The organism is Pseudonocardia sp. (assembly GCF_025965585.1).
Lineage (GTDB): Bacteria > Actinomycetota > Actinomycetes > Mycobacteriales > Pseudonocardiaceae > Pseudonocardia.
Map to the genome: position 1 here is coordinate 1 of NZ_JAOPWR010000543.1, position 22,344 is coordinate 22,344.

22 protein-coding genes are annotated in these 22,344 nt (G+C 72.4%); 14 read left to right on the plus strand and 8 right to left on the minus strand.

What is annotated here, in order from left to right; genetic code table 11:
- From JWR81_RS33460 to fdhA, 5 genes are all read left to right on the plus strand, one after another.
- On the plus strand, positions 1–582 hold a 582-nt coding region (locus tag JWR81_RS33460), incomplete at its 5' end, for a hypothetical protein (protein WP_297661948.1).
- A gap of 153 nt (positions 583–735) precedes the next feature.
- Positions 736–1,698 carry a COX15/CtaA family protein gene (locus JWR81_RS33465; RefSeq protein WP_297661950.1) on the plus strand — a complete coding sequence of 321 codons (963 nt, stop codon included), beginning with the start codon at positions 736–738 and terminating at the stop codon, positions 1,696–1,698.
- Between the two features lie 20 nt (positions 1,699–1,718).
- Positions 1,719–2,690, plus strand: a complete 972-nt coding sequence (locus JWR81_RS33470; RefSeq protein WP_297661952.1) for a quinone oxidoreductase — start codon at positions 1,719–1,721, stop codon at positions 2,688–2,690.
- On the plus strand, positions 2,687–4,714 hold the full coding sequence (locus JWR81_RS33475) for a prolyl oligopeptidase family serine peptidase (protein ID WP_297661954.1): 2,028 nt from the start codon (positions 2,687–2,689) through the stop codon (positions 4,712–4,714). Before JWR81_RS33470 ends, JWR81_RS33475 begins: the two co-directional genes overlap by 4 nt.
- 64 nt (positions 4,715–4,778) lie before the next feature.
- Positions 4,779–5,996, plus strand: coding sequence for a formaldehyde dehydrogenase, glutathione-independent (gene fdhA / locus JWR81_RS33480; RefSeq protein ID WP_297661956.1), 1,218 nt, complete (start codon positions 4,779–4,781; stop codon positions 5,994–5,996).
- Between the two features lie 61 nt (positions 5,997–6,057).
- Here fdhA and JWR81_RS33485 read toward each other — a convergent pair whose 3' ends face one another.
- Positions 6,058–6,969: a heme o synthase gene (locus JWR81_RS33485; protein ID WP_297661984.1), complete on the minus strand. Its 912-nt coding sequence runs from the start codon at positions 6,967–6,969 to the stop codon at positions 6,058–6,060.
- A gap of 298 nt (positions 6,970–7,267) precedes the next feature.
- Here JWR81_RS33485 and tkt point away from each other — a divergent pair, with 298 nt between their 5' ends.
- The 7 genes from tkt to JWR81_RS33520 all read left to right on the plus strand — a co-directional run bounded on the left by tkt (position 7,268) and on the right by JWR81_RS33520 (position 15,951).
- On the plus strand, positions 7,268–9,355 hold the full coding sequence (tkt, locus tag JWR81_RS33490) for a transketolase (protein WP_297661957.1): 2,088 nt from the start codon (positions 7,268–7,270) through the stop codon (positions 9,353–9,355).
- A 47-nt stretch (positions 9,356–9,402) separates the two neighbouring features.
- Positions 9,403–10,515 carry a transaldolase gene (gene tal, locus JWR81_RS33495; protein WP_297661960.1) on the plus strand — a complete coding sequence of 371 codons (1,113 nt, stop codon included), beginning with the start codon at positions 9,403–9,405 and terminating at the stop codon, positions 10,513–10,515.
- 11 nt (positions 10,516–10,526) lie between these two features.
- The gene (locus JWR81_RS33500) at positions 10,527–12,065 is read left to right on the plus strand and encodes a glucose-6-phosphate isomerase (RefSeq protein WP_297661962.1); all 1,539 of its coding nucleotides are present in this window, start codon (positions 10,527–10,529) and stop codon (positions 12,063–12,065) included.
- Between the two features lie 70 nt (positions 12,066–12,135).
- Positions 12,136–13,689 carry a glucose-6-phosphate dehydrogenase gene (gene zwf, locus JWR81_RS33505; RefSeq protein ID WP_297661964.1) on the plus strand — a complete coding sequence of 518 codons (1,554 nt, stop codon included), beginning with the start codon at positions 12,136–12,138 and terminating at the stop codon, positions 13,687–13,689.
- A gap of 28 nt (positions 13,690–13,717) precedes the next feature.
- Positions 13,718–14,683: a glucose-6-phosphate dehydrogenase assembly protein OpcA gene (gene opcA / locus JWR81_RS33510; RefSeq protein ID WP_297661966.1), complete on the plus strand. Its 966-nt coding sequence runs from the start codon at positions 13,718–13,720 to the stop codon at positions 14,681–14,683.
- Positions 14,684–14,693: 10 nt separating this feature from the next.
- Complete coding sequence (gene pgl, locus JWR81_RS33515; protein WP_297661968.1) at positions 14,694–15,473, plus strand: 6-phosphogluconolactonase; 780 nt, start codon at positions 14,694–14,696, stop codon at positions 15,471–15,473.
- Positions 15,474–15,540: 67 nt separating this feature from the next.
- Positions 15,541–15,951 (plus strand): hypothetical protein, encoded by a 411-nt coding sequence (locus JWR81_RS33520; RefSeq protein ID WP_297661970.1) that lies wholly within the window; start codon positions 15,541–15,543, stop codon positions 15,949–15,951.
- A gap of 75 nt (positions 15,952–16,026) precedes the next feature.
- On the opposite strand, the gene JWR81_RS33525 is transcribed toward JWR81_RS33520, so the two are convergent.
- Entirely contained in the window at positions 16,027–16,524 is a 498-nt protein-coding gene (locus JWR81_RS33525) for an Lrp/AsnC family transcriptional regulator (protein WP_297661972.1), read from the minus strand.
- A gap of 139 nt (positions 16,525–16,663) precedes the next feature.
- Here JWR81_RS33525 and JWR81_RS33530 point away from each other — a divergent pair, with 139 nt between their 5' ends.
- Both JWR81_RS33530 and JWR81_RS33535 read left to right on the plus strand, forming a co-directional pair.
- Positions 16,664–17,149 carry a glutathione peroxidase gene (locus JWR81_RS33530; protein WP_297661974.1) on the plus strand — a complete coding sequence of 162 codons (486 nt, stop codon included), beginning with the start codon at positions 16,664–16,666 and terminating at the stop codon, positions 17,147–17,149.
- 65 nt (positions 17,150–17,214) lie between these two features.
- Positions 17,215–17,730, plus strand: coding sequence for a hypothetical protein (locus JWR81_RS33535; protein ID WP_297661975.1), 516 nt, complete (start codon positions 17,215–17,217; stop codon positions 17,728–17,730).
- Positions 17,731–17,740: 10 nt separating this feature from the next.
- Here JWR81_RS33535 and JWR81_RS33540 read toward each other — a convergent pair whose 3' ends face one another.
- From JWR81_RS33540 to gap, 6 genes are all read right to left on the minus strand, one after another.
- Entirely contained in the window at positions 17,741–18,559 is an 819-nt protein-coding gene (locus JWR81_RS33540; protein WP_297661976.1) for a class I SAM-dependent methyltransferase, read from the minus strand.
- Between the two features lie 5 nt (positions 18,560–18,564).
- The gene (locus JWR81_RS33545; RefSeq protein WP_297661978.1) at positions 18,565–18,906 is read right to left on the minus strand and encodes an RNA polymerase-binding protein RbpA; all 342 of its coding nucleotides are present in this window, start codon (positions 18,904–18,906) and stop codon (positions 18,565–18,567) included.
- 11 nt (positions 18,907–18,917) lie between these two features.
- Positions 18,918–19,154, minus strand: a complete 237-nt coding sequence (gene secG / locus JWR81_RS33550) for a preprotein translocase subunit SecG (RefSeq protein ID WP_297661980.1) — start codon at positions 19,152–19,154, stop codon at positions 18,918–18,920.
- A gap of 181 nt (positions 19,155–19,335) precedes the next feature.
- The gene (tpiA, locus tag JWR81_RS33555) at positions 19,336–20,136 is read right to left on the minus strand and encodes a triose-phosphate isomerase (RefSeq protein WP_297661981.1); all 801 of its coding nucleotides are present in this window, start codon (positions 20,134–20,136) and stop codon (positions 19,336–19,338) included.
- Positions 20,136–21,311 (minus strand): phosphoglycerate kinase, encoded by a 1,176-nt coding sequence (gene pgk, locus JWR81_RS33560; RefSeq protein WP_297661982.1) that lies wholly within the window; start codon positions 21,309–21,311, stop codon positions 20,136–20,138. Before pgk ends, tpiA begins: the two co-directional genes overlap by 1 nt.
- Positions 21,308–22,321, minus strand: coding sequence for a type I glyceraldehyde-3-phosphate dehydrogenase (gene gap, locus JWR81_RS33565; protein ID WP_297661986.1), 1,014 nt, complete (start codon positions 22,319–22,321; stop codon positions 21,308–21,310). The genes pgk and gap overlap by 4 nt, the downstream gene beginning before the upstream one ends.
- Positions 22,322–22,344 lie beyond the last annotated feature (23 nt).

Below are 22,344 nucleotides of genomic sequence, written 5' to 3' on the forward strand. Positions count from 1 at the left end.
GCCGACGGGGCGGAGGGCGGCTCCCGCGACGTCGACCGGGCCGCGCTGCTGGGTGCCGCGCTGGCCGCCGTGGTGGCGCTGACGTTCGGCGGTGAAGGTGAATGGGACTGGCTGGCGGCGGTCATCGGGGTCGCGCTGCTCGTCGTCCTCGCCGCGTTCTTCCGGCTGCCGTCCGGACCCGCACGGCCGGCGTGGCGGATGGAGCTCGCCGCGATGGCGGCCGTGGCGGGGCTCGCCGGCACGCTGGTGGCCGCGGCACCGCTGCAGGCGGCGCTGACCCGGACCGACGCCGGGCGCACCTGCGAGGCCAGCGCGGCGGTGGCCGCAGGCCAGGTCGTGGTCGACGACCAGCGGCGGCTCGGGGCGCAGGCGGGCGTCGGCGAGCTCGCGGCCGAGGGCACGGCCATGACCGCCGAGGAGGCGCTCTCCCGGACGGCGCAGGACGAGCGCCGGGCCGTGTTCGGCACGTGCATCGGGGCCGCGACCACGCGCTGGTTGTGGGCCCCGGCACTCGTGCTGACCGTGCTGATCTTCGTGGTGGCCGACGTGCGCGACCGGAGGGCGCGCCGACCCGGTCCGTAGCCCGCTCCGGTCCGGCCGTTCGACGGGTTCACCTGCGGCTATCCCACGGCCACTCCGCGGCCGGGATCCGCGCCGCCCGTGCCGGCCACCCGCGGTGCCCGGGGTGGCCGAGGCCCGGGCAGCCTCGTCGAGGGCCGCGCCTACCATCGACGCGTGGCCCGACCCGCGTTCCTCGACCGTCTCCCCGCAACGTCGCCGACCGTGATGCGCCGCCTCGCGATCCTCACCGTGATCGGTCAGGCGGGCATCGCCGTCACCGGATCGGTCGTGCGCGTCACGGGCTCCGGGCTCGGCTGCCCCACCTGGCCGCAGTGCTTCCCGGGGAGCCTCGTGCCCACCCCGCACTCCGACATCGCGGCGCTGACGCAGTGGATCGAGTTCAGCAACCGCCTGCTGACGTTCGTGCTGGTCGTGGCCACGGGCCTGGCGTTCCTCGCGGCGCTCAACACCCGCCCGATGCGGTCGCGGCTCACCTGGCTCGCGGCGGCGCAGCCCCTCGGGGTCGTCGCGCAGGCCGTCATCGGCGGGTTCGTCGTCCTCGCCGGGCTGGTCTGGTGGAGCGTCGCCATCCACTTCATGGTGTCGATGTTCTTCGTCTGGATGGCCGTGCAGCTCGTCGACGCGGCGGGCGACGGGGCGGGGCCGTCCCGGTCCGTCGTCCCCGCAGCGGTGCGGGGGCTGATCGCCACCAGCAGCGTCGTGCTGGTCGCGCTGCTGCTCGCGGGCACGTTCGTCACCGCGGCCGGGCCGCACGCGGGCGACGCGAAGACCCCCCGCCTCGGCCTCGGGGTGCAGGCCACCGCGCAGCTGCACACCGACATCCTGTTCGGGTACCTCGGGCTGGTGGTCGGGATCGGGTTCGCTCTCCAGGCCACCGGGGCGCCGCGACGCATGTGGCGCCGGTACTGGGCCCTGGTCGCGCTGGTCCTGGCGCAGGGCGCCCTCGGTGGCATCCAGTACGCCCTCGGCGTGCCCGAGGTGCTGGTGTCGTTCCACGTACTGGGCGCGGGGCTGGTCACGATCGGGGCCGCGTTCCTCTGGGCCGGCACGTCCGAGCGGCCGCACGTCGAGGCCACGGTCGAGCCCGCACCGGAACTGGTCGACGCACGCGCCTGAGGTGCGGGCATGATCGGCGCGTGCGCGCCATACAGATCTCCGAGGCCGGTGGGCCCGACGTCCTGATCCCCGCCGAGCTGCCCGAACCCGTCGCCGGGCCCGGCGAGCTGCTCGTCGACGTCACCGCGGCCGGCGTCAACTACATCGACACCTACCAGCGCCAGGGCATCTACCCCATGACGCTGCCCTACGTGCCGGGCATGGAGGGCGTCGGTCGCGTGCGGGCGGTCGGTGACGGTGTGACCACGCTCGCCGCGGGCGCCCGCGTGGCCTGGTCCGAGACGCTCGGCAGCTACGCGCAGGTGATCGCCGTGCCCGCCGAGAAGGCCGTGCCCGTGCCGGACGGTGTGTCGGACGAGGCCGCGGTCGGGGCGCTGCTGCAGGGCATGACCGCCCACTTCCTCGTCAACGACGCGTTCCCCGTCCAGGCGGGCGACGCGATACTCGTCCACGCGGCCGCGGGCGGCGTCGGCCTGCTGCTCACACAGCTCGCGGCGGCGAAGGGCGCCCGCGTGATCGCCACCGTCTCCACGAAGGAGAAGGAGGAGCTCGCGCGCGAGGCGGGCGCCGCGGAGGTGGTCCGCTACACGGATGTGGACGACCTCGCCGCCGCGGTCCGGACCCTCACCGGCGGCGTCGGCGTGGCCGCGGCGTTCGACAGTGTCGGCCTCACCACGTTCGACGCCAGCCTCGCGAGCCTGCGCCGCCGCGGGATGCTCGTGCTCTTCGGCGCGTCCAGCGGGCCCGTGCCACCGGTGGACCCGCAGCGTCTCAACGCGGCGGGCTCGGTGTTCCTCACCCGGCCCAAGCTCTTCGACTACGTGTACGCGCGCGAGGAGCTGACGGCGAAGGCCGCCGCCGTCTACGCGGCCGTCGCCGACGGAACCCTCGACGTCCGGATCGGGCACCGCTACCCGCTCGCGGACGCCCGCACCGCCCACGAGGACCTCCAGGCCCGCCGCACGACCGGGAAACTGGTGCTGCTCCCGTGACCGACCCGTTCGCCGACCTGCACGCCTACCAGCGGCTCCCCCGCGTCGCCGGCCTCGCGCTGTCCCCCGACGGCACGCGGCTCGTCGCCGCGGTGTCCGTCCCGGATCCCGACGGCACGCGCTTCCGGCCCGCGCTCTGGGAGATCGACCCCGCCGGCAAGCAGCCCGCGCGGCGTCTCACGCGCGGCACGACCGGCGAGTCGTCACCCGTGTTCACCCCCGACGGCGACCTGCTCTTCACCTCGGCCCGCCCCGACCCGGCCGTCACCGAGCAGCCGGCGGACGCGCCCGCCGCGCTGTGGCGGCTTCCGGTCTCCGGCGAGGCCCACGTCGTCGGGACGCGGCCGGGCGGGATCGCGGGCCCCGTGGTCGCCCGGTCGGCGGGCTCGGTCGTCGCCACCGCGATGACGCTGCCCGCCGCCGTCACCGCCGAGGACGACGACACCCGCCGCACGGAGCGCCGGGAGCGGAAGGTCACCGCGATCCTGCACGCCGGCTACCCGGTGCGGCACTGGGACAGCGACCTCGGACCCGACGAGCCGCGCCTGGTCGTCGGCACGGTCACCGACAACGGCCCGGTCGACTGGCGCGACCTCACCCCCACCCCGGGCGCGGCACTGCGGGAGGCCGCCTACGACATCACCCCGGACGGCGCCACCGTCGTCGCGGGGTGGCGGGTCACGGGACCGCGCGGCACCGGCCGGTCGGTCGTCGTCGCGATCGACACCGCCACCGGCGAGCGCCGCACCCTGGCCGACGACCCCGCGTACGAGTTCTTCGGGCCGGTCGTCTCCCCCGACGGGCGGCAGGTCGTGTGCCGCCGCGAGTCGCTGTCCACGCCCACCACCTCTCCGGACGTCCGGCTCGTCGTGCTGCCGGTCGCGGGCGGCGCGGCGCGCGAGGTCGCGCCCGGCTGGGACCGGTGGCCCGGCGACGTGCGCTGGACGCCCCACGGCGCTGCGCTCGTGGTCACGGCCGATGACGGCGGCCGCTCACCGGTGTTCCTGGTGGAGCTCGGGGACGGCGTCGACGGCACCGATGACCGGGTCAACCGCCTCACCGAGGACGACGGCGCCTACACCGACCTGCAGATCGCACCCGACGGCACGGTGTACGCGCTGCGCAGCGCGGTGGATGCCCCGCCCGCCCCGGTACGGATCGACACCGCAGCCCGGCAGCCGGTGCGCCTGCCCGGCCCCGCGCAGGCGCCCGCGCTGCCCGGGAGCCTCACCGAGGTGGTGGCCACCGCCGAGGACGGCACGCCGCTGCGCTCGTGGCTGGTGCTGCCCGCGGGTGCGTCGGAGCAGGCCCCCGCGCCGCTGGTGCTGTTCATCCACGGGGGCCCGCTGGGCAGCTGGAACGCCTGGCAGTGGCGCTGGAACCCGTGGCTGCTCGCCGCCCGCGGCTACGCCGTCCTGCTCCCCGACCCGGCGCTTTCCACCGGCTACGGCCTCGACTTCATCGCGCGCGGCTGGGGTGCGTGGGGCGCGGCCCCGTACACGGACCTGATGGCCGTCACCGACGCGGCGGTGGCCCGTCCCGACGTCGACGGCGACCGCACCGCGGCGATGGGCGGCTCGTTCGGTGGCTACATGGCGAACTGGGTGGCCGGCCACACCGGCCGCTTCGACGCGATCGTGGCGCACGCGGGCCTGTGGGCGCTCGACCAGTTCGGCCCCAGCACCGACGATGCGAGCTACTGGCTGCGCGAGATGACGCCGCAGATGGCCCGGGACAACAGCCCCCACCTGCACGCCGACGCCATCACCAGCCCGATGCTGGTGATCCACGGCGACCACGACTACCGCGTGCCGATCGGCGAGGCGCTGCGGCTGTGGTGGGACCTCGTGAGCCGGCACGACGGCGACGAGGCCGACCTCCCCCACCGCTTCCTGTACTTCCCCGACGAGAACCACTGGGTCCTGACGCCGAACAACGCCGTGACCTGGTACGAGACGGTGCTGGCCTTCCTCGGCCACCACGTGCTCGGCGAGGAGTGGACGACGCCCGACGTCCTGCGGTGATCCGGTTGGCGGCGAGCGCGGGCGGGTACGGCTTGTGCACTGACTCAATGACGAGGAGGAACGCATGGGTGGCAACAAGATCGTTGTGTACAAGGAGCCCGGGGTCGTCGCCGTGGAGGACCACGATGCGCCGAAGCTGGAGATTCCCGCCGAGGTCGCGTCGGCAATGGGGATGACCCGCAAGGCCGAGCACGGCGTGATCCTGCGCAACGTCTCGACGAACATCTGCGGATCCGACCAGCACATGGTCCGCGGGCGCACCACCGCGCCGGCTGGGCAGACGCTCGGCCACGAGATCACCGGCGAGGTCGTGGAGAAGGGCAGCGACGTCCAGTTCGTCGACGTCGGCGACATCTGCTCGGTCCCGTTCAACATCGCCTGCGGCCGCTGCCGCAACTGCCGCGAGGGCCAGACCGGTGTCTGCACGAACGTCAATCCGGCTCGCGCCGGCTCGGCCTACGGCTACGTCGACATGGGCGGCTGGGAGGGCGGCCAGGCCGAGTACGTCATGGTGCCGTTCGCGGACTTCAACCTGCTGAAGTTCCCCGACCGCGACCAGGCCCTGGAGAAGATCCTCGACCTGACGATGCTGTCGGACATCTTCCCCACCGGCTACCACGGTGCCGCCACCGCGGGCGTCACGACCGGTTCCACGGTGTACGTCGCGGGCGCCGGTCCCGTCGGGCTCGCGGCAGCCTACTCGGCGCACCTGCTCGGCGCCGCCGTCGTGATCGTCGGCGACCTGAACGGCGACCGGCTCGCGCAAGCCCGCTCGTTCGGCTGCGAGACCATCGACATCTCCAAGGACGCCACGCTCGAGGACCAGGTCGCACAGATTCTCGGCACGAACGAGGTGGACTGCGCCGTCGATGCGGTGGGCTTCGAGGCCACCGGGCACGGCTCGGGCGGCGGGGAGGCACCCGCGGCGGTCCTGAACTCGATCATGGCTCTGACCAGGGCGGGCGGGAAGCTCGGCATCCCCGGCCTGTACGTCACCGGAGACCCAGGTGCCTCGGACGCCGACGCGCAGGAGGGGACGCTGAAGGTCCGGCTGGGGCTGGGCTGGGCCAAGAGCCACTCGTTCGCCACCGGCCAGTGCCCGGTCCTCAAGTACAACCGGGGCCTGATGATGAGCATCCTGCACGACAAGGCGCACATCGCCGACGCGGTCAACGCGACCGTCATCGGCCTGGACGACGCGCCGCGTGGCTACCAGGAGTTCGACAAGGGCTCGGCGAAGAAGTACGTGCTGAACCCCAACGGCATGATCCCGGCGGCCTGACCGGCCACCCCGCTCGCCGCCCCGGGGCCCTCACGGCCCCCGGGGCGGCGGGCAAGGCCGTCTAGGAGGGCCAGCCCAGCACCGGCAGGCCCACCGCCGCGTCCACCGCGATGGCCAGGAACAGGCCGCAGAGGTACATGTTGGACAGGTGGAACAGCTTCATCGGGCTGACCTCCTGGCCGCCCGCCACCGCCGCGTGCAGGCGGTGGGCCTTGAAGACGAAGTACGCGCCGCCCAGCACCGCGACCGCCGCGTAGATCCAGCTCGTGACCGGCAGCAGCAGGAGCGTCCACAGCGCCATCACCCACGAGTAGGCGACGATCCGTTTCGACACCTGCACCGGCGTGGCCACCACGGGGAGCATCGGGACGCCGGCGGCCGCGTAGTCGTCGCGGTAACGCATGGCCAGCGCCCAGAAGTGCGGCGGCGTCCAGAAGAAGATGACGCCGAACATCACCAGAGCCGGCCAGCCGACCGTTCCGGTGACCGCCGCCCAGCCGATGACGACGGGCATGCAGCCGGCGGCCCCGCCCCAGACGATGTTCTGGGAGGTGCGGCGCTTGAGCAGCAGCGTGTAGACGAGCACGTAGAAGGCGATGGCGGCGACCGACAGGCCTGCGGCGAGCCAGTTGGTGGTCAGCCCCAGCCAGACCGCGCTGAGCACACCCAGGGCGAGGCCGAAGACCAGCGCGTTGGCCGGGGGCACCTCACCCTTGGCCAGCGGCCGGCGGGAGGTGCGCTTCATCACCTTGTCGATGTCGGCGTCGACCACGCAGTTGAGGGCGTGGGCGCTGGCCGCCGCCATCGCGCCGCCGACCAGGGTGGCCACGATCAGCCACACCGACGGGATGCCCCGTGCAGCCAGGCACATGGCCGGGACGGTGACGACGAGCAGCTGCTCGATGATGCGGGTCTTGGTGAGACCCAGGTAGGCCTGGATCGTGTCGCGCGCCCGGCCGGCCACGGCCCGCAGGCCGTGGGCGGGGCGTTGTGGCACCTCCGCCGGCCCCTGGGGGGACGACACGGGCACGGTCACCGGCAACCTCGAATCCGCATGTGGTGGTGGCTCCTTCTACGGCTTGTCGATGATAACCGCAGGCATGGCAGCAGGCCCTGGGGGGTAGACCCCCGGCGACCGTTCATGCAGAGATCACCGAGCGATCACACCGGCGTGGACGACCTGACTAGGCTGGCGGCAGAGCCGGGCGCCCAGCACACACGCTGCCGCGTACCGCCTGCCGATCCCCCGCCAGAACTGTAGAGGGAGTGCTGTGGCTGACATCGACATCGAGACGCTGACCCGGGCGGTCCTGCCCGACGACTGGACCGACCTGGACACGCGCGCCGTGAACACCGTGAGGGTGCTCGCCGCGGACGCCGTCCAGAAGGTCGGCAACGGCCATCCGGGCACCGCCATGAGCCTCGCGCCCCTGGCCTACACGCTCTTCCAGCGCGTGATGCGCCACGACCCGAGCGACCAGGACTGGATCGGCCGCGACCGCTTCGTGCTGTCGTGCGGCCACTCGAGCCTGACGCTCTACATCCAGCTCTACCTCGCCGGTTACGGCCTCGAGCTCGACGACCTCAAGGCGCTGCGCACCTGGGGCTCGAAGACGCCGGGCCACCCGGAGCACCGCCACACCCCGGGCATCGAGATCACGACGGGTCCGCTGGGCCAGGGCCTGGCCTCGGCCGTCGGCATGGCGATGGCGGCGCGGCGCGAGCGGGGCCTGTTCGACCCGGACCCCCCGCTCGGTGAGAGCCCGTTCGACCACCACATCTACGTCTTCGCCTCCGACGGCGACATCGAGGAGGGCATCACCGCCGAGGCGTCGTCCATCGCGGGCACGCAGCAGCTCGGCAACCTGACGCTCGTCTACGACGACAACAAGATCTCCATCGAGGACGACACGACGATCGCGCTGTCCGAGGACACCGCGAAGCGCTACGAGGCCTACGGCTGGCACGTGCAGGTCGTCGAGGGCGGCGAGAACGTCGTCGGCATCGAGGACGCGCTGAAGGCCGCCAAGGCCGAGACGAGCCGACCCTCGTTCATCCTGCTGCGCACGGTCATCGGCTACCCGGCGCCCACCAAGATGAACACCGGCAAGGCCCACGGCTCGGCGCTGGGCGACGAGGAGGTCGCCGCGGTCAAGGAGAAGCTGGGCTTCGACCCGGACAAGACCTTCGAGGTCGCGGCCGAGGTGCTCGAACACACCCGCAAGATCCGCGAGCGCGGCGCCGACGCCCACAGGTCCTGGAACGAGCTGTTCGAGGCCTGGGCCGCCCGCGAGCCCGAGCGCAAGGAACTGCTCGACCGGATGCTCGGCCGCACGCTGCCTGCCGGCTGGGAGAAGGCGCTGCCGAGCTGGGAGCCCGATCCCAAGGGAATCGCGACGCGCAAGGCGTCCGGCGAGGTGCTCAACGCCCTCGCCGACGTGCTGCCCGAACTGTGGGGCGGCTCGGCCGACCTCGCCGAGAGCAACAACACCACGATCGAGGGCGCCGACTCGTTCGGCCCCACCTCCATCGCCACGAAGATGTGGAACGCCCACCCCTACGGCCGCACGCTGCACTTCGGCATCCGCGAGCACGCGATGGGCGCGATCCTCAACGGCATTGCGCTGCACGGGCCCACCCGCCCCTACGGCGGCACGTTCCTCGTGTTCAGCGACTACATGCGCGGCGCGGTCCGGCTCGGCGCGCTGATGCAGTCGTCGGTCATCTACGTCTGGACCCACGACTCCATCGGTCTCGGCGAGGACGGCCCCACCCACCAGCCGATCGAGCACATGGCCTCGCTGCGGGCCATCCCGGGCCTGTCGATGCTGCGCCCCGGCGACGCCAACGAGACCGCCGCGGCCTGGAAGGCGGTCCTCGAGCGCCCCGAGGGCCCCAAGGGACTGGCGCTGACCCGCCAGAACCTCCCGGTGCTCGAGGGCACGTCCACCGAGGGCGTGGCGAAGGGCGGTTACGTCCTCGCCGAGGCCGGCACCGGCACGCCCGAGCTCATCCTCATCGCCACCGGATCCGAACTGCAGATCGCGGTCGAGGCGCGCGAGGTGCTCGAGGCCGACGGCGTGCCCACCCGCGTCGTATCGATGCCGTGCGTGGAGTGGTTCGACGAGCAGGACGACGCCTACAAGCAGTCCGTCCTGCCGTCCGCCGTGAAGGCGCGCGTGTCGGTCGAGGCGGGAATCGCCATGCCGTGGCACCGGTTCACCGGTGACGCGGGTGAGAACGTCTCCATCGAGCACTTCGGAGCCAGCGCCGACTACCAGACGCTGTTCAGGGAGTTCGGTTTCACCACCGAGAACGTCGTCGCCGCGGCCCGCCGCAGCCTCGCGAAGATCGCGTAAGGGCCACTCGTCCGGCCCGCACCATCAACTCCGAGGAGGAGCACACAATGAGCACCGACCGACTCGGCGACCTCGCAGCCGCCGGAGTGTCCATCTGGCTCGACGACCTGTCGCGCGAGCGCCTGCAGACCGGCAACCTGCAGAGCCTCATCACCGACAAGCACGTCGTCGGTGTCACCACCAACCCCACGATCTTCGCCGGTGCGCTGGCGCACGGCGAGGCCTACGACGAGCAGGTCCGTGAGCTCGCCGCCCGCGGCGCATCGGTCGACGACGCCGTCCGCGAGATCACCGTGGCCGACGTCGTGCAGGCCTGCGACGTGTTCAGCGGTACCTACGAGGCCACCGGCGGCGTCGACGGCCGCGTGTCGCTCGAGGTCGACCCGCGCCTGGCGCACGACACCGCCGCCACCGCCGCGCAGGCGCTGGACCTGTGGAAGGCCGTGGACCGGCCCAACCTGCTGGTCAAGATCCCCGCCACCGAGGCCGGTCTGCCGGCCATCACCAGCGCCCTCGCCGAGGGTGTGTCGGTGAACGTCACCCTGATCTTCTCCGTCGAGCGCTACCGCGCCGTCATGGGCGCCTACCTCGACGGGCTCGAGCAGGCCGCGGCCAACGGCCAGAACCTGGGCGGGATCGCCTCGGTGGCGAGCTTCTTCGTCTCCCGCGTCGACACCGAGATCGACAAGCGGCTGGAGAAGATCGGGACCGACGAGGCGCTCGCGCTACGGGGCAAGGCCGGGATCGCCAACTCGCGGCTCGCGTACGCCGCGTTCCAGGAGGTGTTCTCCGGCCCGCGCTGGGAGGGGCTGAAGGCCAAGGGCGCCAAGGCCCAGCGGCCGCTGTGGGCCTCCACCGGCGTCAAGAACCCGGACTACCCCGACACGATGTATGTGACCGAGCTGGTCGTCGCGAACACGGTCAACACCATGCCGGAGAAGACGCTGGAGGCCTTCGCCGACCACGGCGAGGTGCTCGGCGACCGCGTCACCGGCCGGGCCGCGGAGGCTCAGCAGGTCTTCGACGCCCTCACCGCGGTGGGCATCGACCTGACGGATGTCTTCCTCGTCCTCGAGAGCGAGGGCGTCGACAAGTTCGAGAAGTCCTGGGCCGAGCTGCTCGAGTCGGTGCAGGGGCAGCTCGCCGGCGCCAAGGAGTGATCCCTGACGCCGTGGCGTTCACCGTCCCGCCGCCTGCCGACACGGTCGCGCGGCTGGCCGGTGACGCCGTCGCGTCCCGGATCACCGAGGGCGACACCACGCCGTGGCCCGCGGCGACCCGGCCCGGCTGGGTCTCGGCGCCGCGCACCGCCCGTCCGCTCGTCGGCGAGATCGAGGGGCTGCACGAGCGGCTGCGGCTGGCCGGGCTCACGCGCGTGGTCCTCGCGGCCGCGGGCGGGGTCGGGGTGGCGGCAGAGGTGCTCGCCGCCGAGTGGAGCCTCGACGGAACGAGGATGCGGGCTGCGGAACCGCGCCTCATCGTGCTCGACGGCACCGACCCGGTGCAGGTGGGCGACGCGCTCGCCGGCGACCTCGACGCCACCGTGCTGGTCGTCAGCGCACCGCCCGGCGAGGACACGACGGCCGTCGAGCTGCTGTGGGACACCGTCGCGAGCGTGTTGCAGGCCGAAGGCCTCGACGCCGACGCGCAGACCGTCCTCGTCGCCGCCCCCGGCAGTCCGCTGCTCGACCGCGCCGGGGGCGCCACCACCGTCCTCGGCCCGGCCGACGTCGACGGGCCGTGGGCCGCGCTCACCGCGTTCGCCCTCGTGCCCGCCGGGCTGGCCGGAGCCGACGTCGGGCTGCTGCTGGCCGACGCGGCGGATGCCCGCTCGGAGTTCGGCGCCGACGACCCCGCCAACCCCGCGCTCGCCCTCGGTGCGTTGCTCGCCGACGCCCCGCTGGTCACCCTCGCCGGCGGCCCGCTGGCCGAGTGGGTGACGCAGCTGGTGGCCGGTGGGCTGGGCAAGGACGGCCACGGTCCGCTCCCCGTGCTGGTCGAGGCGCCCGAGGCGCCGGGCTGGGCCTCCCCCGGCGCGCTGACCGTCGCCGTCGACGGATCCGGGCCTGCCGACATCGTCACCAACGGGCCTGCCGCCGTGCAGCTGCTGCTCTGGCAGTACGCCGTCGCGGTGGCCGCGCACCTGCTGGGCGTCGACCCCACCGACCGCCCCGACGCCGCTGCGACGAGCGCGGTCCGGACGACGAACGGAGTCACGGGCCTGCCCGAGGCGTTCGTCGACGGGGTGGTCTCGGTGCACGGCGGCGACTGGCTCCCGGACGGGTCGGCCACGGTGGCCGACGCCCTGCGGGCACTCCTCGACGGCGCCGACGGCACCGGCATGGGCAACGGCTCCCACCTGGCCGTCCACGCCTACCTCGACCCCCAGGACGACGCCTCGGTCGCGGTGCTGCGCCCCGAGCTCTCCCGGCGCACCGGCCTCGTCACCACGTTCGGGTGGGCGCCGCGGTGCCTGCCGGGCGTGGGGCAGCGCGACAAGGGCGGGGCGGCGGGCGTCGTCGTGTGCCAGCTGACCGGTGCGGCCGACGCCGAGCTCCTCGGCGACGACCCGCTCGGGGCGTTGCAGCAGGAGCAGGCGCGCGCCGACGCCGCAGCACTCGCCGCCCGGGGCCACCGCGTGCTGCGCCTGCACCTCGCCGACCGCGTCATCGGCCTGGTGACGCTCGTGCGAGCCGTGCAGGAGCTCTAGACCGGGCGCTGCAATGATGGCGGCTGACGAGCAAGATCGATCGAGCACCACCACCGACTGGGAGACATGGATGAGCGCCGACGCGATCGGGGCGAAACAGTGGGTCAACCCGCTGCGCGACCCGCGTGACAAGCGGCTTCCGCGGATCGCGGGCCCGTGCGGGCTGGTGATCTTCGGGGTCACCGGCGACCTGTCGCGCAAGAAGCTGATGCCGGCCATCTACGACCTCGCCAACCGCGGCCTGCTGCCGCCGGGCTTCGCGCTCACCGGGTTCGCCCGGCGCGACTGGGAGACCCAGGACTTCGGGCAGGTCGTCCTCGACGCGGTCAAGGCGCATGCCCGCACCCCGTTCAACCAGACGGTGTGGGACCGGCTCGCCGAGGGCTTCCGCTTCGTGCAGGGCAGCTTCGACGACGACGACGCCTTCGACCGCCTCGAGCAGACCGTCGAGGAGCTCGACCGGATCCGCGGCACCAACGGCAACCACGCCTTCTACCTGTCGATCCCGCCCAACGCGTTCCCCGTGGTGTGCAAGCAGCTCGCGCGCTCGGGCCTGTCGGCGCAGGAGGGGCTCGACCAGTGGCGCCGCGTCGTCATCGAGAAGCCGTTCGGGCACGACCTCAAGTCGGCGATCGAGCTCAACGGCATCGTCAACGAGGTGTTCCCCGAGGACTCGGTGTTCCGCATCGACCACTACCTCGGTAAGGAGACCGTCCAGAACATCCTGGCGCTGCGCTTCGCCAACCAGCTGTTCGAGCCGATCTGGAACTCGCACTACGTCGACCACGTCCAGATCACGATGGCCGAGGACATCGGCCTCGGCGGCCGCGCCGGTTACTACGACGGCATCGGCGCCGCCCGCGACGTGATCCAGAACCACCTGCTCCAGCTGCTCGCGTTCATCGCGTTGGAGGAGCCCACCTCGTTCTCCTCGAACGAGCTGCGCAGCGAGAAGATCAAGGTCCTCAACGCAACCAGGCTCGTCGGGCCGCTGGACGAGACCACCGCCCGCGGCCAGTACGCCGGCGGCTGGCAGGGCGGCGAGCTCGTGCCCGGGCTGAAGGAGGAGGAGGGGTTCAACCCCGAGTCCAAGACGGAGACGTTCGCGGCCATCACCTGCGAGATCGACACCCGGCGCTGGGCGGGCGTGCCGTTCTACCTGCGCACGGGCAAGCGCCTTGGCCGCCGCGTCACCGAGATCGCCGTGATCTTCAAGCGGGCCCCGCACCTGCCGTTCGACGCGACGATGACCGAGGAGCTCGGCCAGAACGCGTTCGTCATCCGCGTGCAGCCCGACGAGGGCGTCACCATGCGGTTCGGCTCGAAGGTGCCCGGCAGCCAGATGGAGGTCCGCGACGTCACGATGGACTTCGGCTACGGCACCGCGTTCACCGAGGCCTCCCCCGAGGCCTACGAGCGCCTCATCCTCGACGTGCTGCTCGGCGAGCCGTCGCTCTTCCCGGTGAACGAGGAGGTCGAGCGATCCTGGGAGATCCTCGACCCGGTCATCGAGCACTGGGCCGCGGAGTCGTCCGGGCCCGATCCCTACCCGGCCGGGTCCTGGGGTCCGGCCTCCGCCGACAGCATGCTCGCCCGCACCGGTCGCACCTGGAGAAGGCCATGATTCCCGAGTCCGAGCCCAGGAGGCGAGCATGATCACCGATCTGCCGTCCACCACGGTCTCCGCGGTCAACAAGAAGATCGTCGAGCTCCGCGAGAGCGGCGGCGTGCTGGCCCTGGGCCGCGTGCTGACGCTCGTCATGATCACCGACGACGGCCGCGACATCGAGGCCGCCATCGAGGCGGCCAACGCGGCCAGCCGCGAGCACCCCTGCCGGGTCATCGTCCTGGCCCGTGGGCAGCGCAAGGCCGCGCCCCGCCTCGACGCGCAGATCCGGGTCGGCGGCGACGCCGGCGCCAGCGAGGTGATCGTGCTGCGCGGCTACGGTCCGCTCGCCGCCGAGGAGGCGGGTGCGGGCATGGTCATGCCGCTGCTGCTGCCCGACGCTCCCGTCGTGGCGTGGTGGCCGGGCGAGGCCCCCGCGAGGCCGTCCGAGGACCCGGTCGGCAAGCTGGCCCAGCGCCGCATCACCGACGCGCTGGCCTCCAAGAACGCACTGAAAGCGTTCGAGCAGCGGCGGGCCAACCACGTCGCGGGCGACACCGACCTGACCTGGACGCGGCTCACGCCGTGGCGGGCACTGCTGGCGGCCGCGCTCGACCACCCGCCGCACGAACCCGTCACCGCCGCCGTCGTGGCCGGCGAGGCGATCTCGCCGTCCACCGACCTGATGGCGGGCTGGCTCACGGAGCGACTCGGCGCGAAGGTCAAGCGCTCGCCCGCGGCCACCGGTCCCGGTCTGGTGTCGGTCCGGCTGGAGCGCGCCAGCGGGGCCGTCGAGCTGACCCGTCCCGACGGCAAGGTCGGCACGCTCCGGCAGCCGGGCCAGCCCGACAGGCACGTCGCACTGGCCCGCCGCGAGGTGCGTGACTGCCTCGCCGAGGAGCTGCGCCGCCTCGACCCGGACGAGATCTACGGCGAGGCCCTCGCCGGTATCGGGAAGATCAGCAGGGGCCGCACCGCCGTGAAGGTCCCGACGCTCGTCACCAGTTCGTGAGGAGGCTCTGATGACCCAGGCGGATATCGCCGTCCACGCCGCCCCCGACGTGCTCGCCACCGCCGCGGCGGCCCGGCTGATCACGCGGCTGGTCGACCTGCAGGCGGCGGGCAACATCCCGAAGATCGTGCTCACCGGCGGCGGCGTCGGCATCGCCATGCTCGAGCAGATCCGCGCCACCGTCGCCCGCGACGCGGTCGACTGGGCCAATGTCGAGTTCTACTGGGGTGACGAGCGGTTCCTGCCGCCCGGCGACCCCGAGCGCAACGAGACGCAGGCCCGCGCGGCACTGCTCGACCACATCCGGATCGACCCCGCGAAGGTCTTCCCGATGGGCGCCGACACCGGTACGGGCCCGTCGGGGGCCGATGCGGCGGCTGAGGAATACGCGCGGCTGCTCGCGAACAAGGCCCGTCCCGAGGACCACGGCCCGGTGCCCTCGTTCGACGTCCTGATGCTCGGCATGGGCCCGGAGGGCCACACCGCCTCGATCTTCCCGCACTCCCCTGCGGTGTACGAGACGGAGCGCACGGTCGTGGCCGTGCACGGGTGCCCGAAGCCCCCGCCCACCCGCATCACCCTCACGCTGCCGGCCATCCGCGCCGCCGCCGAGGTGTGGATCATCACGGCGGGCGAGGAGAAGGCCGCTGCCGTCGCGATGGCGCTGAGCGGCGCGGGCGAGGTCGCCATCCCGGTGGCGGGGGCGCGGGGCCGCCGCCGGACGCGCTGGCTGCTGGACCGGGCCGCCGCGTCCAAGCTCCCGCGCGACCTGGTACCGGCGATCGGCTGACCACTCCTCCTGTTCGCGGATAACGTTGTCACCCATGGTGTCCGCACACGACCGAGGGAGCCGTCCGATGCTGCACCTGATCGTCGACGCGGCGAACGTGGCCGGGTCGACGCCGGACGGCTGGTGGCGCGACCGCCCGGGCGCCGCGGTGCGGCTGGCCAACCGGCTCGTCGCCGCGCTGTCGGAGGCACCCGAGAAGCTCGCGGCGCTGGGCAGGCACACGGTCACCGACGTCACGGTCCACCTGGTGCTGGAGGGGGCGGCGCGGCGGGCCGCGGACCGGCTCCCTTCCCATCCGCGGTTCCGGGTCGTGCTCGCCCCGGCCGAGGGCGACGACGCCATCGTCGCCCTGGCGGAGGAGCTGGCGGGCGAGGACGTCCTCGTGGTCACCGCCGACCGCGAGCTCCGCCGTCGCGTGGAAGCGGTAGGCGCGCGCACGATCGGCCCGGGAGCGCTGCTGAACGTCCTCCCCCGCTGACGCACTCACCTCGCGCGGGCCCGATGTCCTCTCCGGGCGCTCGTGAGCGTCGCGCGGGCTTCTCGGTGCCGGGCCTCAAGCCCGCCGTCGCGAGGCGCTCGCCGCGGCGGCGCTCGCCCCGACCGCGCTGCCCACCACGGGACGCCGGGGCAGCGGGCTGGAGTAGACGACGCTCGTCGTGACGGCGCCGATGCCCGCGATCCGGCCCGTGACCTCCTCGAGATGGCGCATCGAGCGCGCCCGCACCGTCAGCACGAAGCAGTCCTCCCCCGTGACGTGGTGCGCCTCCCCCACCTCCGGGGTGGTGGCGAGCAGGTCATGGAACGACTTGTCGCTGCCGTGGGGGCAGCACAGCCGCACCATCGCCGTGATGGTGAGCCCGAGCTTCTCCTGATCCACCTCCGCGGCGTAGCCCGTGATCACCCCGGTGTCCTCCAACCTCCGCACCCGCTCGGTGACCGCACTCGCCGAGAGCCCCACGAGCCGGCCGAGGTCGGCGTAGCTGGCCCGCCCGTCGCGCTGCAGCACCTCGAGCAGGCGCCAGTCGAGGTCGTCCAGGTTTTCCACGCCCATGCGGTCAGATTACGACGGATTCCCCGGCAGAAGTGGAGCGACACCGGCAACATCCCCTCCCAGACGGGTTGCTGACTCCTACCCAGGTCGGCATGACCGGACCCGGCGCCACCCGAGATCGCTGTCTATCCTGGCGATCATGCCTCTGCTCGACACCCCCATCGCCACCCTCGACGGCGCACCGCTCGACCGTGACGCCCTGGCAGGCAAGACCGTCCTCGTCGTCAACGTCGCGTCGAAGTGCGGGCTCACCCCGCAGTACACCGGGCTGGAGCAGCTGCAGGAGCGCTACGCCGGCCGCGGCTTCACCGTCCTCGGCGTGCCGTGCAACCAGTTCGGCGGCCAGGAGCCCGGCACTCCTGCCGAGATCGCCACCTTCTGCTCCGCCACGTACGGGGTGAGCTTCCCGCTGACGGAGAAGGTGGACGTCAACGGCGCAGGCCGGCACCCGCTCTACGCCGAGCTGACCACCACTCCGGACGACGACGGCACCGCGGGCGACGTGCAGTGGAACTTCGAGAAGTTCCTCGTCGGTCCCGACGGCACCGTCCTGCACCGGTTCCGCCCGCGCACCGAGCCCACCTCCCCCGAGGTGGTCGCCGCGATCGAGGCCGCTCTCCGCTGAACCACCCGAAGCACCAGGACCACCGGCATGGCAGGGTGCAACTCGTGCGGAACGGACGACGCCGGGTGACGGGGTCCACCACGCTCCTGCTCACCGGCCTGTCCGCCGTCGCAGCCCTCCTCGCCGCATGCACCGCCGGCGAGCGTGTCGGTCCGGCGCCCCAGGCCCAGCCCCCGCCACCGCCGGCCGCCTGCCTGCTCGACGGCACCGAGCTCACGGCCACCACCGGACTGACCTGGACACCGGACCAGAACACCGCCACCGACACCCGCTGCGTGTACGACCCCCCGGGTGGGAGCACTCCCGCGGGGTTCCTGGCGGTCGACGTGGGATCCACCACCGACGACGCGGCGAGCCAGCTCGACACGATCGCGGAGCTCTGCGACTCGGGTTCGCGGGCCGAGGTGGATGCGGCCGACGGCGGCTTCGTCTGCCGCTTCGACGGCGGCAACGTCTACGCGGTGCTGGTGCGCGGCGGGCAGGTGGTGACGGTGTCGACGTCGGCGCTGCCGACGGGCACGACCTACGCGAAGCTGGCGGTGGCGATGACGCAGCAGCTCAGCGCGATCGCGGCCCGCTAGCGCGGCAGGCTCAGGTGAGCCGGACGACGACCTGCTCGTTGTCGAGCGTGTATGCCTCGTAGCGGAAGGCCAGGTCGTGGGCCTCGGCGTACTCCGCCCAGGCGCGCGCCTCGTGCGCCTCCCAGCCGGGGTAGTTGAAGAACTCGTCGAACACCACGACGCTGCCCGTGCGCAGGCGCGGTCCGACCTGCTCGAGCACGGACGCCGCGGAGCTGTAGAGGTCGGCGTCGATGTGCAGCAGGTCGACCGTACCCGGGTGAGCGGCCAGGAAGCCGGGTAGCGAGTCGTCGAACAGCCCCACCACCAGCTCGGCGCCCGGGACCTCGGGCGGTGCCTCGACGTCGAAGGTGCCGGACGCGAACCCGATGCGCCAGTCCTCCGGCAGGCCGTCGAAGGAGTCGAAGCCGTACACCTCACCGTCGCGCTGCGCCGCGATGATCTTCAGCGTGGTACCGGTGTAGACGCCGAACTCCAGGACCATCCCGCCCGCGGGCGCGAGGGCGAGCGCGTGCTCCAGCGTGGCGTGCGGGTGATCGAAGTGGCGTGCAGCGGTCATCTCCCGCTGCACGAACCGCGCGGTGGAAGCCACGGCCTCCCGCTCGGCGGCGGCGAACGTGTCGCGCCGGTCGCGGATCTCGACCGCACGGATCGCCTCGATCACGCGGTCGACCTCGGAGCGGACCTCCGCGCGCACCCGGGCGACGATCTCGTCCGTCTGCTCACGGCGGTGCCGCGACACCACGTCGTCGACCACACGCAGGAGCTTCACCCTCAGGGCCTCCCGGACACGCAGCGGTGCGCGGGCGTCGAGCACCGCTCGGATGCCCACCCTGGCTAGAGCTCCCGCGACGCCCGCAGCCGGCCGAGCGCCTCCTCGAGGATGGCCGCGCCGTCGGCATCACTGCGACGCTCCTTCACGTACGCGAGGTGCGTCTTGTACGGCTCGGTGCGCGGGGCCGCGGGCGGGTTGGCGTTGTCGCGCCCACCGGGAAGGCCGCAGCGCGGGCAGTCCCAGGAGTCGGGGATCTCGGCCTCGGCCGCGAACGACGGCGTGGTGACGTGGCCGTTCGCGCAGAAGTACGAGATGTGCGAGCGGGGCGCGGTCTCGCCTCGCTCGGACTCACCCATCGGACCGGCACCCACCCGGGTGCCGCGGATAGCGTTGCCGCCAGACATGGCCATTCTCCTCAGACCCCGATCTTCACGAGCAGGCCCGTACCGATGATGGCGATCACCCAGATCGCGCCCACGAACAGGGTGAGCCGGTCGAGGTTCTTCTCGACCACACTGGACCCGGAGAGGCTGGACTGCACGCCACCGCCGAACAGCGTCGACAGGCCGCCACCACGGCCGCGGTGCAGCAGGATCAGCAGCACGAGCAGCACGCTCGTGACGATCAACACGATCTGCAGGGCGAGTTGCATCCATCCTCATTCTGGTCGTCACGCGCGGAACCCCACCAACGTCCCGGCCCCGCTCGGTCCCGCCAGGGTACCCGGGGCCGATCGGCGGGTTGTCCGGGGTCACAGCCCACCACCGACACGGCACGCCCGCCCCCGGTGCGGGACGGGCGTGCTGTCGAGATCGTCGCGGAGGTCGTGCCCGTTACGGCAGGGGGCCACCGGCCGCGATCGCGCACAGCTTCGGGAACTCGTCGGCGTCCAGGCTCGCGCCGCCGACGAGCGCGCCGTCGATGTCGGCCTCGGCCACGATCTCGCCGACGTTCGACGCCTTCACCGAGCCGCCGTAGAGCACGCGGACGCCCGCCGCGAACTGGTCGCCGTAGAGCGAGGCCAGGGTCTGGCGCAGCGCGCCGCAGACCTCCTGGGCGTCGGCCGCGCTCGCGACGCGTCCGGTGCCGATGGCCCACACCGGTTCGTAGGCGACCACGAGGTCCTTGGCCTGCTCGGCGCTGACGCCCTTCAGCGCCGCGGTGAGCTGGGCCGTGCAGTGCGCCACGTGCTCGCCGGCCTCGCGCGTCTGCAGTCCCTCTCCGACGCACAGGATCGGGGCGATGCCGTTGCGGATCGCCGCCTGCACCTTGCTGCCCACGATCGTGTCGGTCTCGCCGTGGATCTCCCGGCGCTCCGAGTGCCCCACGATCACGTAGCGGCAGCCCAGCTTCGCGAGCATCACGCCGGACACGTCGCCGGTGTAGGGGCCCGAGTCGTGCGGCGAGAGGTCCTGCGCGCCGTGCACCATCAGCAGGCCGTCGCCGTCGATCATGGTCTGGATGCTGCGGATGTGGGTGAACGGCGGCAGGACCGCAACCTCGACCTTGTTGTAGTACTTCTCCGGCAGCGCGAACGCGAACTTCTGCATCAGGGCGATGGCCTCGAGGTGCGTGAGGTTCATCTTCCAGTTGCCCGCGATGAGCGGCTTCCGCTTCTTGCTCGCCTGCGCCATCAGTCGTTCTCCAGTACTGCCACGCCGGGAAGGGTCTTGCCCTCGAGGAACTCCAGCGACGCGCCGCCACCGGTGGAGATGTGCGAGAAGCCGTCCTCGGGCAGGCCGAGCGCGCGGACGGCGGCCGCGGAGTCGCCGCCGCCCACGACCGAGAAGGCCGTGCCGTCGACGATCGCCTGCGCGACGCCGCGGGTGCCCTGCGCGAACGGCGCGAGCTCGAACACACCCATCGGACCGTTCCAGAACACGGTCCTCGCACCGGCCAGCACCTCGCCGAAGGCCGCGACCGAGGCCGGGCCGATGTCGAGACCCTTCCAGCCGTCGGGGATCGCGTCGGCCTCGACGGTGCGAGTGTTCGCGTCGGCCGAGAAGTCGTCGGCCACCACCACGTCGGAGGGGAGCACGATCTTGCCCGACTCCAGCAGCTTGCGGCAGGTGCCGATCTGGTCGGACTCGAGCAGCGAGTCGCCCACGCCGTAGCCCTGCGCGGCGAGGAATGTGAAGCACATCCCGCCGCCGACCAGCAGCGCGTCGACCTTGGGCAGCAGCGCCTCGATCACCGCGAGCTTGTCGGAGACCTTCGAGCCGCCGAGGACGACCGCGTACGGGCGCTCCGGCTTCTCGGTGAGCGTGCGCAGCACCTCGACCTCGGCCAGCACCAGGCCGCCCGCGTAGGCGGGCAGCTTCTGCGCGACGTCGTAGACCGACGCCTGCTTGCGGTGGACCACGCCGAACCCGTCGGAGACGAACGCGGCGTCGTCGCCCACCAGCGCCACGAGCTCGTCGGCGAAGGCGGAACGCTCGTCGTCGTTCTTGCTGGTCTCGCGGGGGTCGAAGCGGATGTTCTCCAGCAGCACGACGTCGCCTGCGGCCATGTTCGGCAGGTGCTTCGCACCGTGCTCGACCAGGCGCACCGGGGCGCCCAGCAGATCGCTGAGCCGGTCGGCGACCGGGGCGAGCGAGTACTTCGGGTCCGGGCCCTTGGGCCGCCCGAGGTGCGCGGTGATCACCACGAGGGCGCCCGCGCCGGACAGCTCCTGGATGGTGGGCAGCGAGGCCCGGATGCGGCCGTCGTCGGTGATCGTGGTGCCGCCGAGGGGGACGTTCAGGTCCGAGCGGACGAGTACGGCGCGCCCCTCCACCCCCTCGTCGATGAGGTCGTCGAGCGTGTTCACAGCTTCGACGCCACCAGCCCGGTGATGTCGACGTGGCGGTTGGTGTAGCCCCACTCGTTGTCGTACCAGCCGACGATCTTGACCTGGTTGCCGATGACCTTGGTCAGGCCCGCGTCGAAGATGCACGAGTGCGGGTCGGTGACGATGTCGGACGAGACGATGGGGTCCTCGGTGTAGGACAGGATGCCCTTCATCGGGCCCTCCGCGGCGGCCTTCATCGCGGCGTTGACCTCCTCGGCCGTGGTCTCACGACCAGCCGTCACGGTGAGGTCCGTGGCCGAGCCCGTGGGGATCGGCACCCGCAGCGCGTAGCCGTCGAGCTTGCCCTTGAGGTGCGGCAGCACGAGCGAGATGGCCTTCGCGGCGCCCGTCGAGGTGGGCACGATGTTGATCGCGGCGGCGCGGGCGCGGCGCAGGTCCTTGTGCGGGCCGTCCTGCAGGTTCTGGTCCTGCGTGTAGGCGTGGATCGTGGTCATCAGGCCCTGCTGGATGCCCACCAGGTCATCGAGCACCTTGGCCATCGGCGCGAGGCAGTTGGTGGTGCACGAGGCGTTGGAGATGATCGTCTGGCTGCCGTCGTAGTCGCCGTCGTTGACGCCCTTGACGATCGTGATGTCCTCGCCGGTGGCCGGCGCGGAGATGACGACCTTCTTGGCGCCCGCGTCGAGGTGCTTGGCGGCGGCCTCGCGCTTGGTGAAGATGCCGGTGGACTCGACCACGACGTCGACGCCGAGGTCCTTCCAGGGCAGCTCGGCGGGGTCGCGCACGGCCAGGCCCTTGAAGCCCTTGCCGTCGACGATGATCTCCTCGTCGGTGGACGACACGTCGTAGGGCAGCCGGCCCAGGATCGAGTCGTACTTGAGCAGGTGCGCAAGCGTCGCGTTGTCGGTGATGTCGTTCACCGCGACGATCTCGATGTCACTGGTCCCGGCCACGCGCTGCGCGTCGACCGCACGCCAGAAGTTGCGTCCGATCCGCCCGAACCCGTTCACGCCAACCCGCACCGTCACGGTGCCTCCTCGACCCTCGATGT

Bases quoted from the DNA above. Each gene is read 5' to 3' on its own strand.
- fdhA (WP_297661956.1), top strand. From the start codon at position 4,779: ATGGGTGGCAACAAGATCGTTGTGTACAAGGAGCCCGGGGTCGTCGCC.
- tal (WP_297661960.1), top strand. From the start codon at position 9,403: ATGAGCACCGACCGACTCGGCGACCTCGCAGCCGCCGGAGTGTCCATC.
- zwf (WP_297661964.1), top strand. From the start codon at position 12,136: ATGAGCGCCGACGCGATCGGGGCGAAACAGTGGGTCAACCCGCTGCGC.
- opcA (WP_297661966.1), top strand. From the start codon at position 13,718: ATGATCACCGATCTGCCGTCCACCACGGTCTCCGCGGTCAACAAGAAG.
- pgl (WP_297661968.1), top strand. From the start codon at position 14,694: ATGACCCAGGCGGATATCGCCGTCCACGCCGCCCCCGACGTGCTCGCC.
- JWR81_RS33520 (WP_297661970.1), top strand. From the start codon at position 15,541: ATGCTGCACCTGATCGTCGACGCGGCGAACGTGGCCGGGTCGACGCCG.
- JWR81_RS33525 (WP_297661972.1), bottom strand. From the start codon at position 16,524: ATGGGCGTGGAAAACCTGGACGACCTCGACTGGCGCCTGCTCGAGGTG.
- JWR81_RS33530 (WP_297661974.1), top strand. From the start codon at position 16,664: ATGCCTCTGCTCGACACCCCCATCGCCACCCTCGACGGCGCACCGCTC.
- JWR81_RS33545 (WP_297661978.1), bottom strand. From the start codon at position 18,906: ATGTCTGGCGGCAACGCTATCCGCGGCACCCGGGTGGGTGCCGGTCCG.
- secG (WP_297661980.1), bottom strand. From the start codon at position 19,154: ATGCAACTCGCCCTGCAGATCGTGTTGATCGTCACGAGCGTGCTGCTC.
- tpiA (WP_297661981.1), bottom strand. From the start codon at position 20,136: ATGGCGCAGGCGAGCAAGAAGCGGAAGCCGCTCATCGCGGGCAACTGG.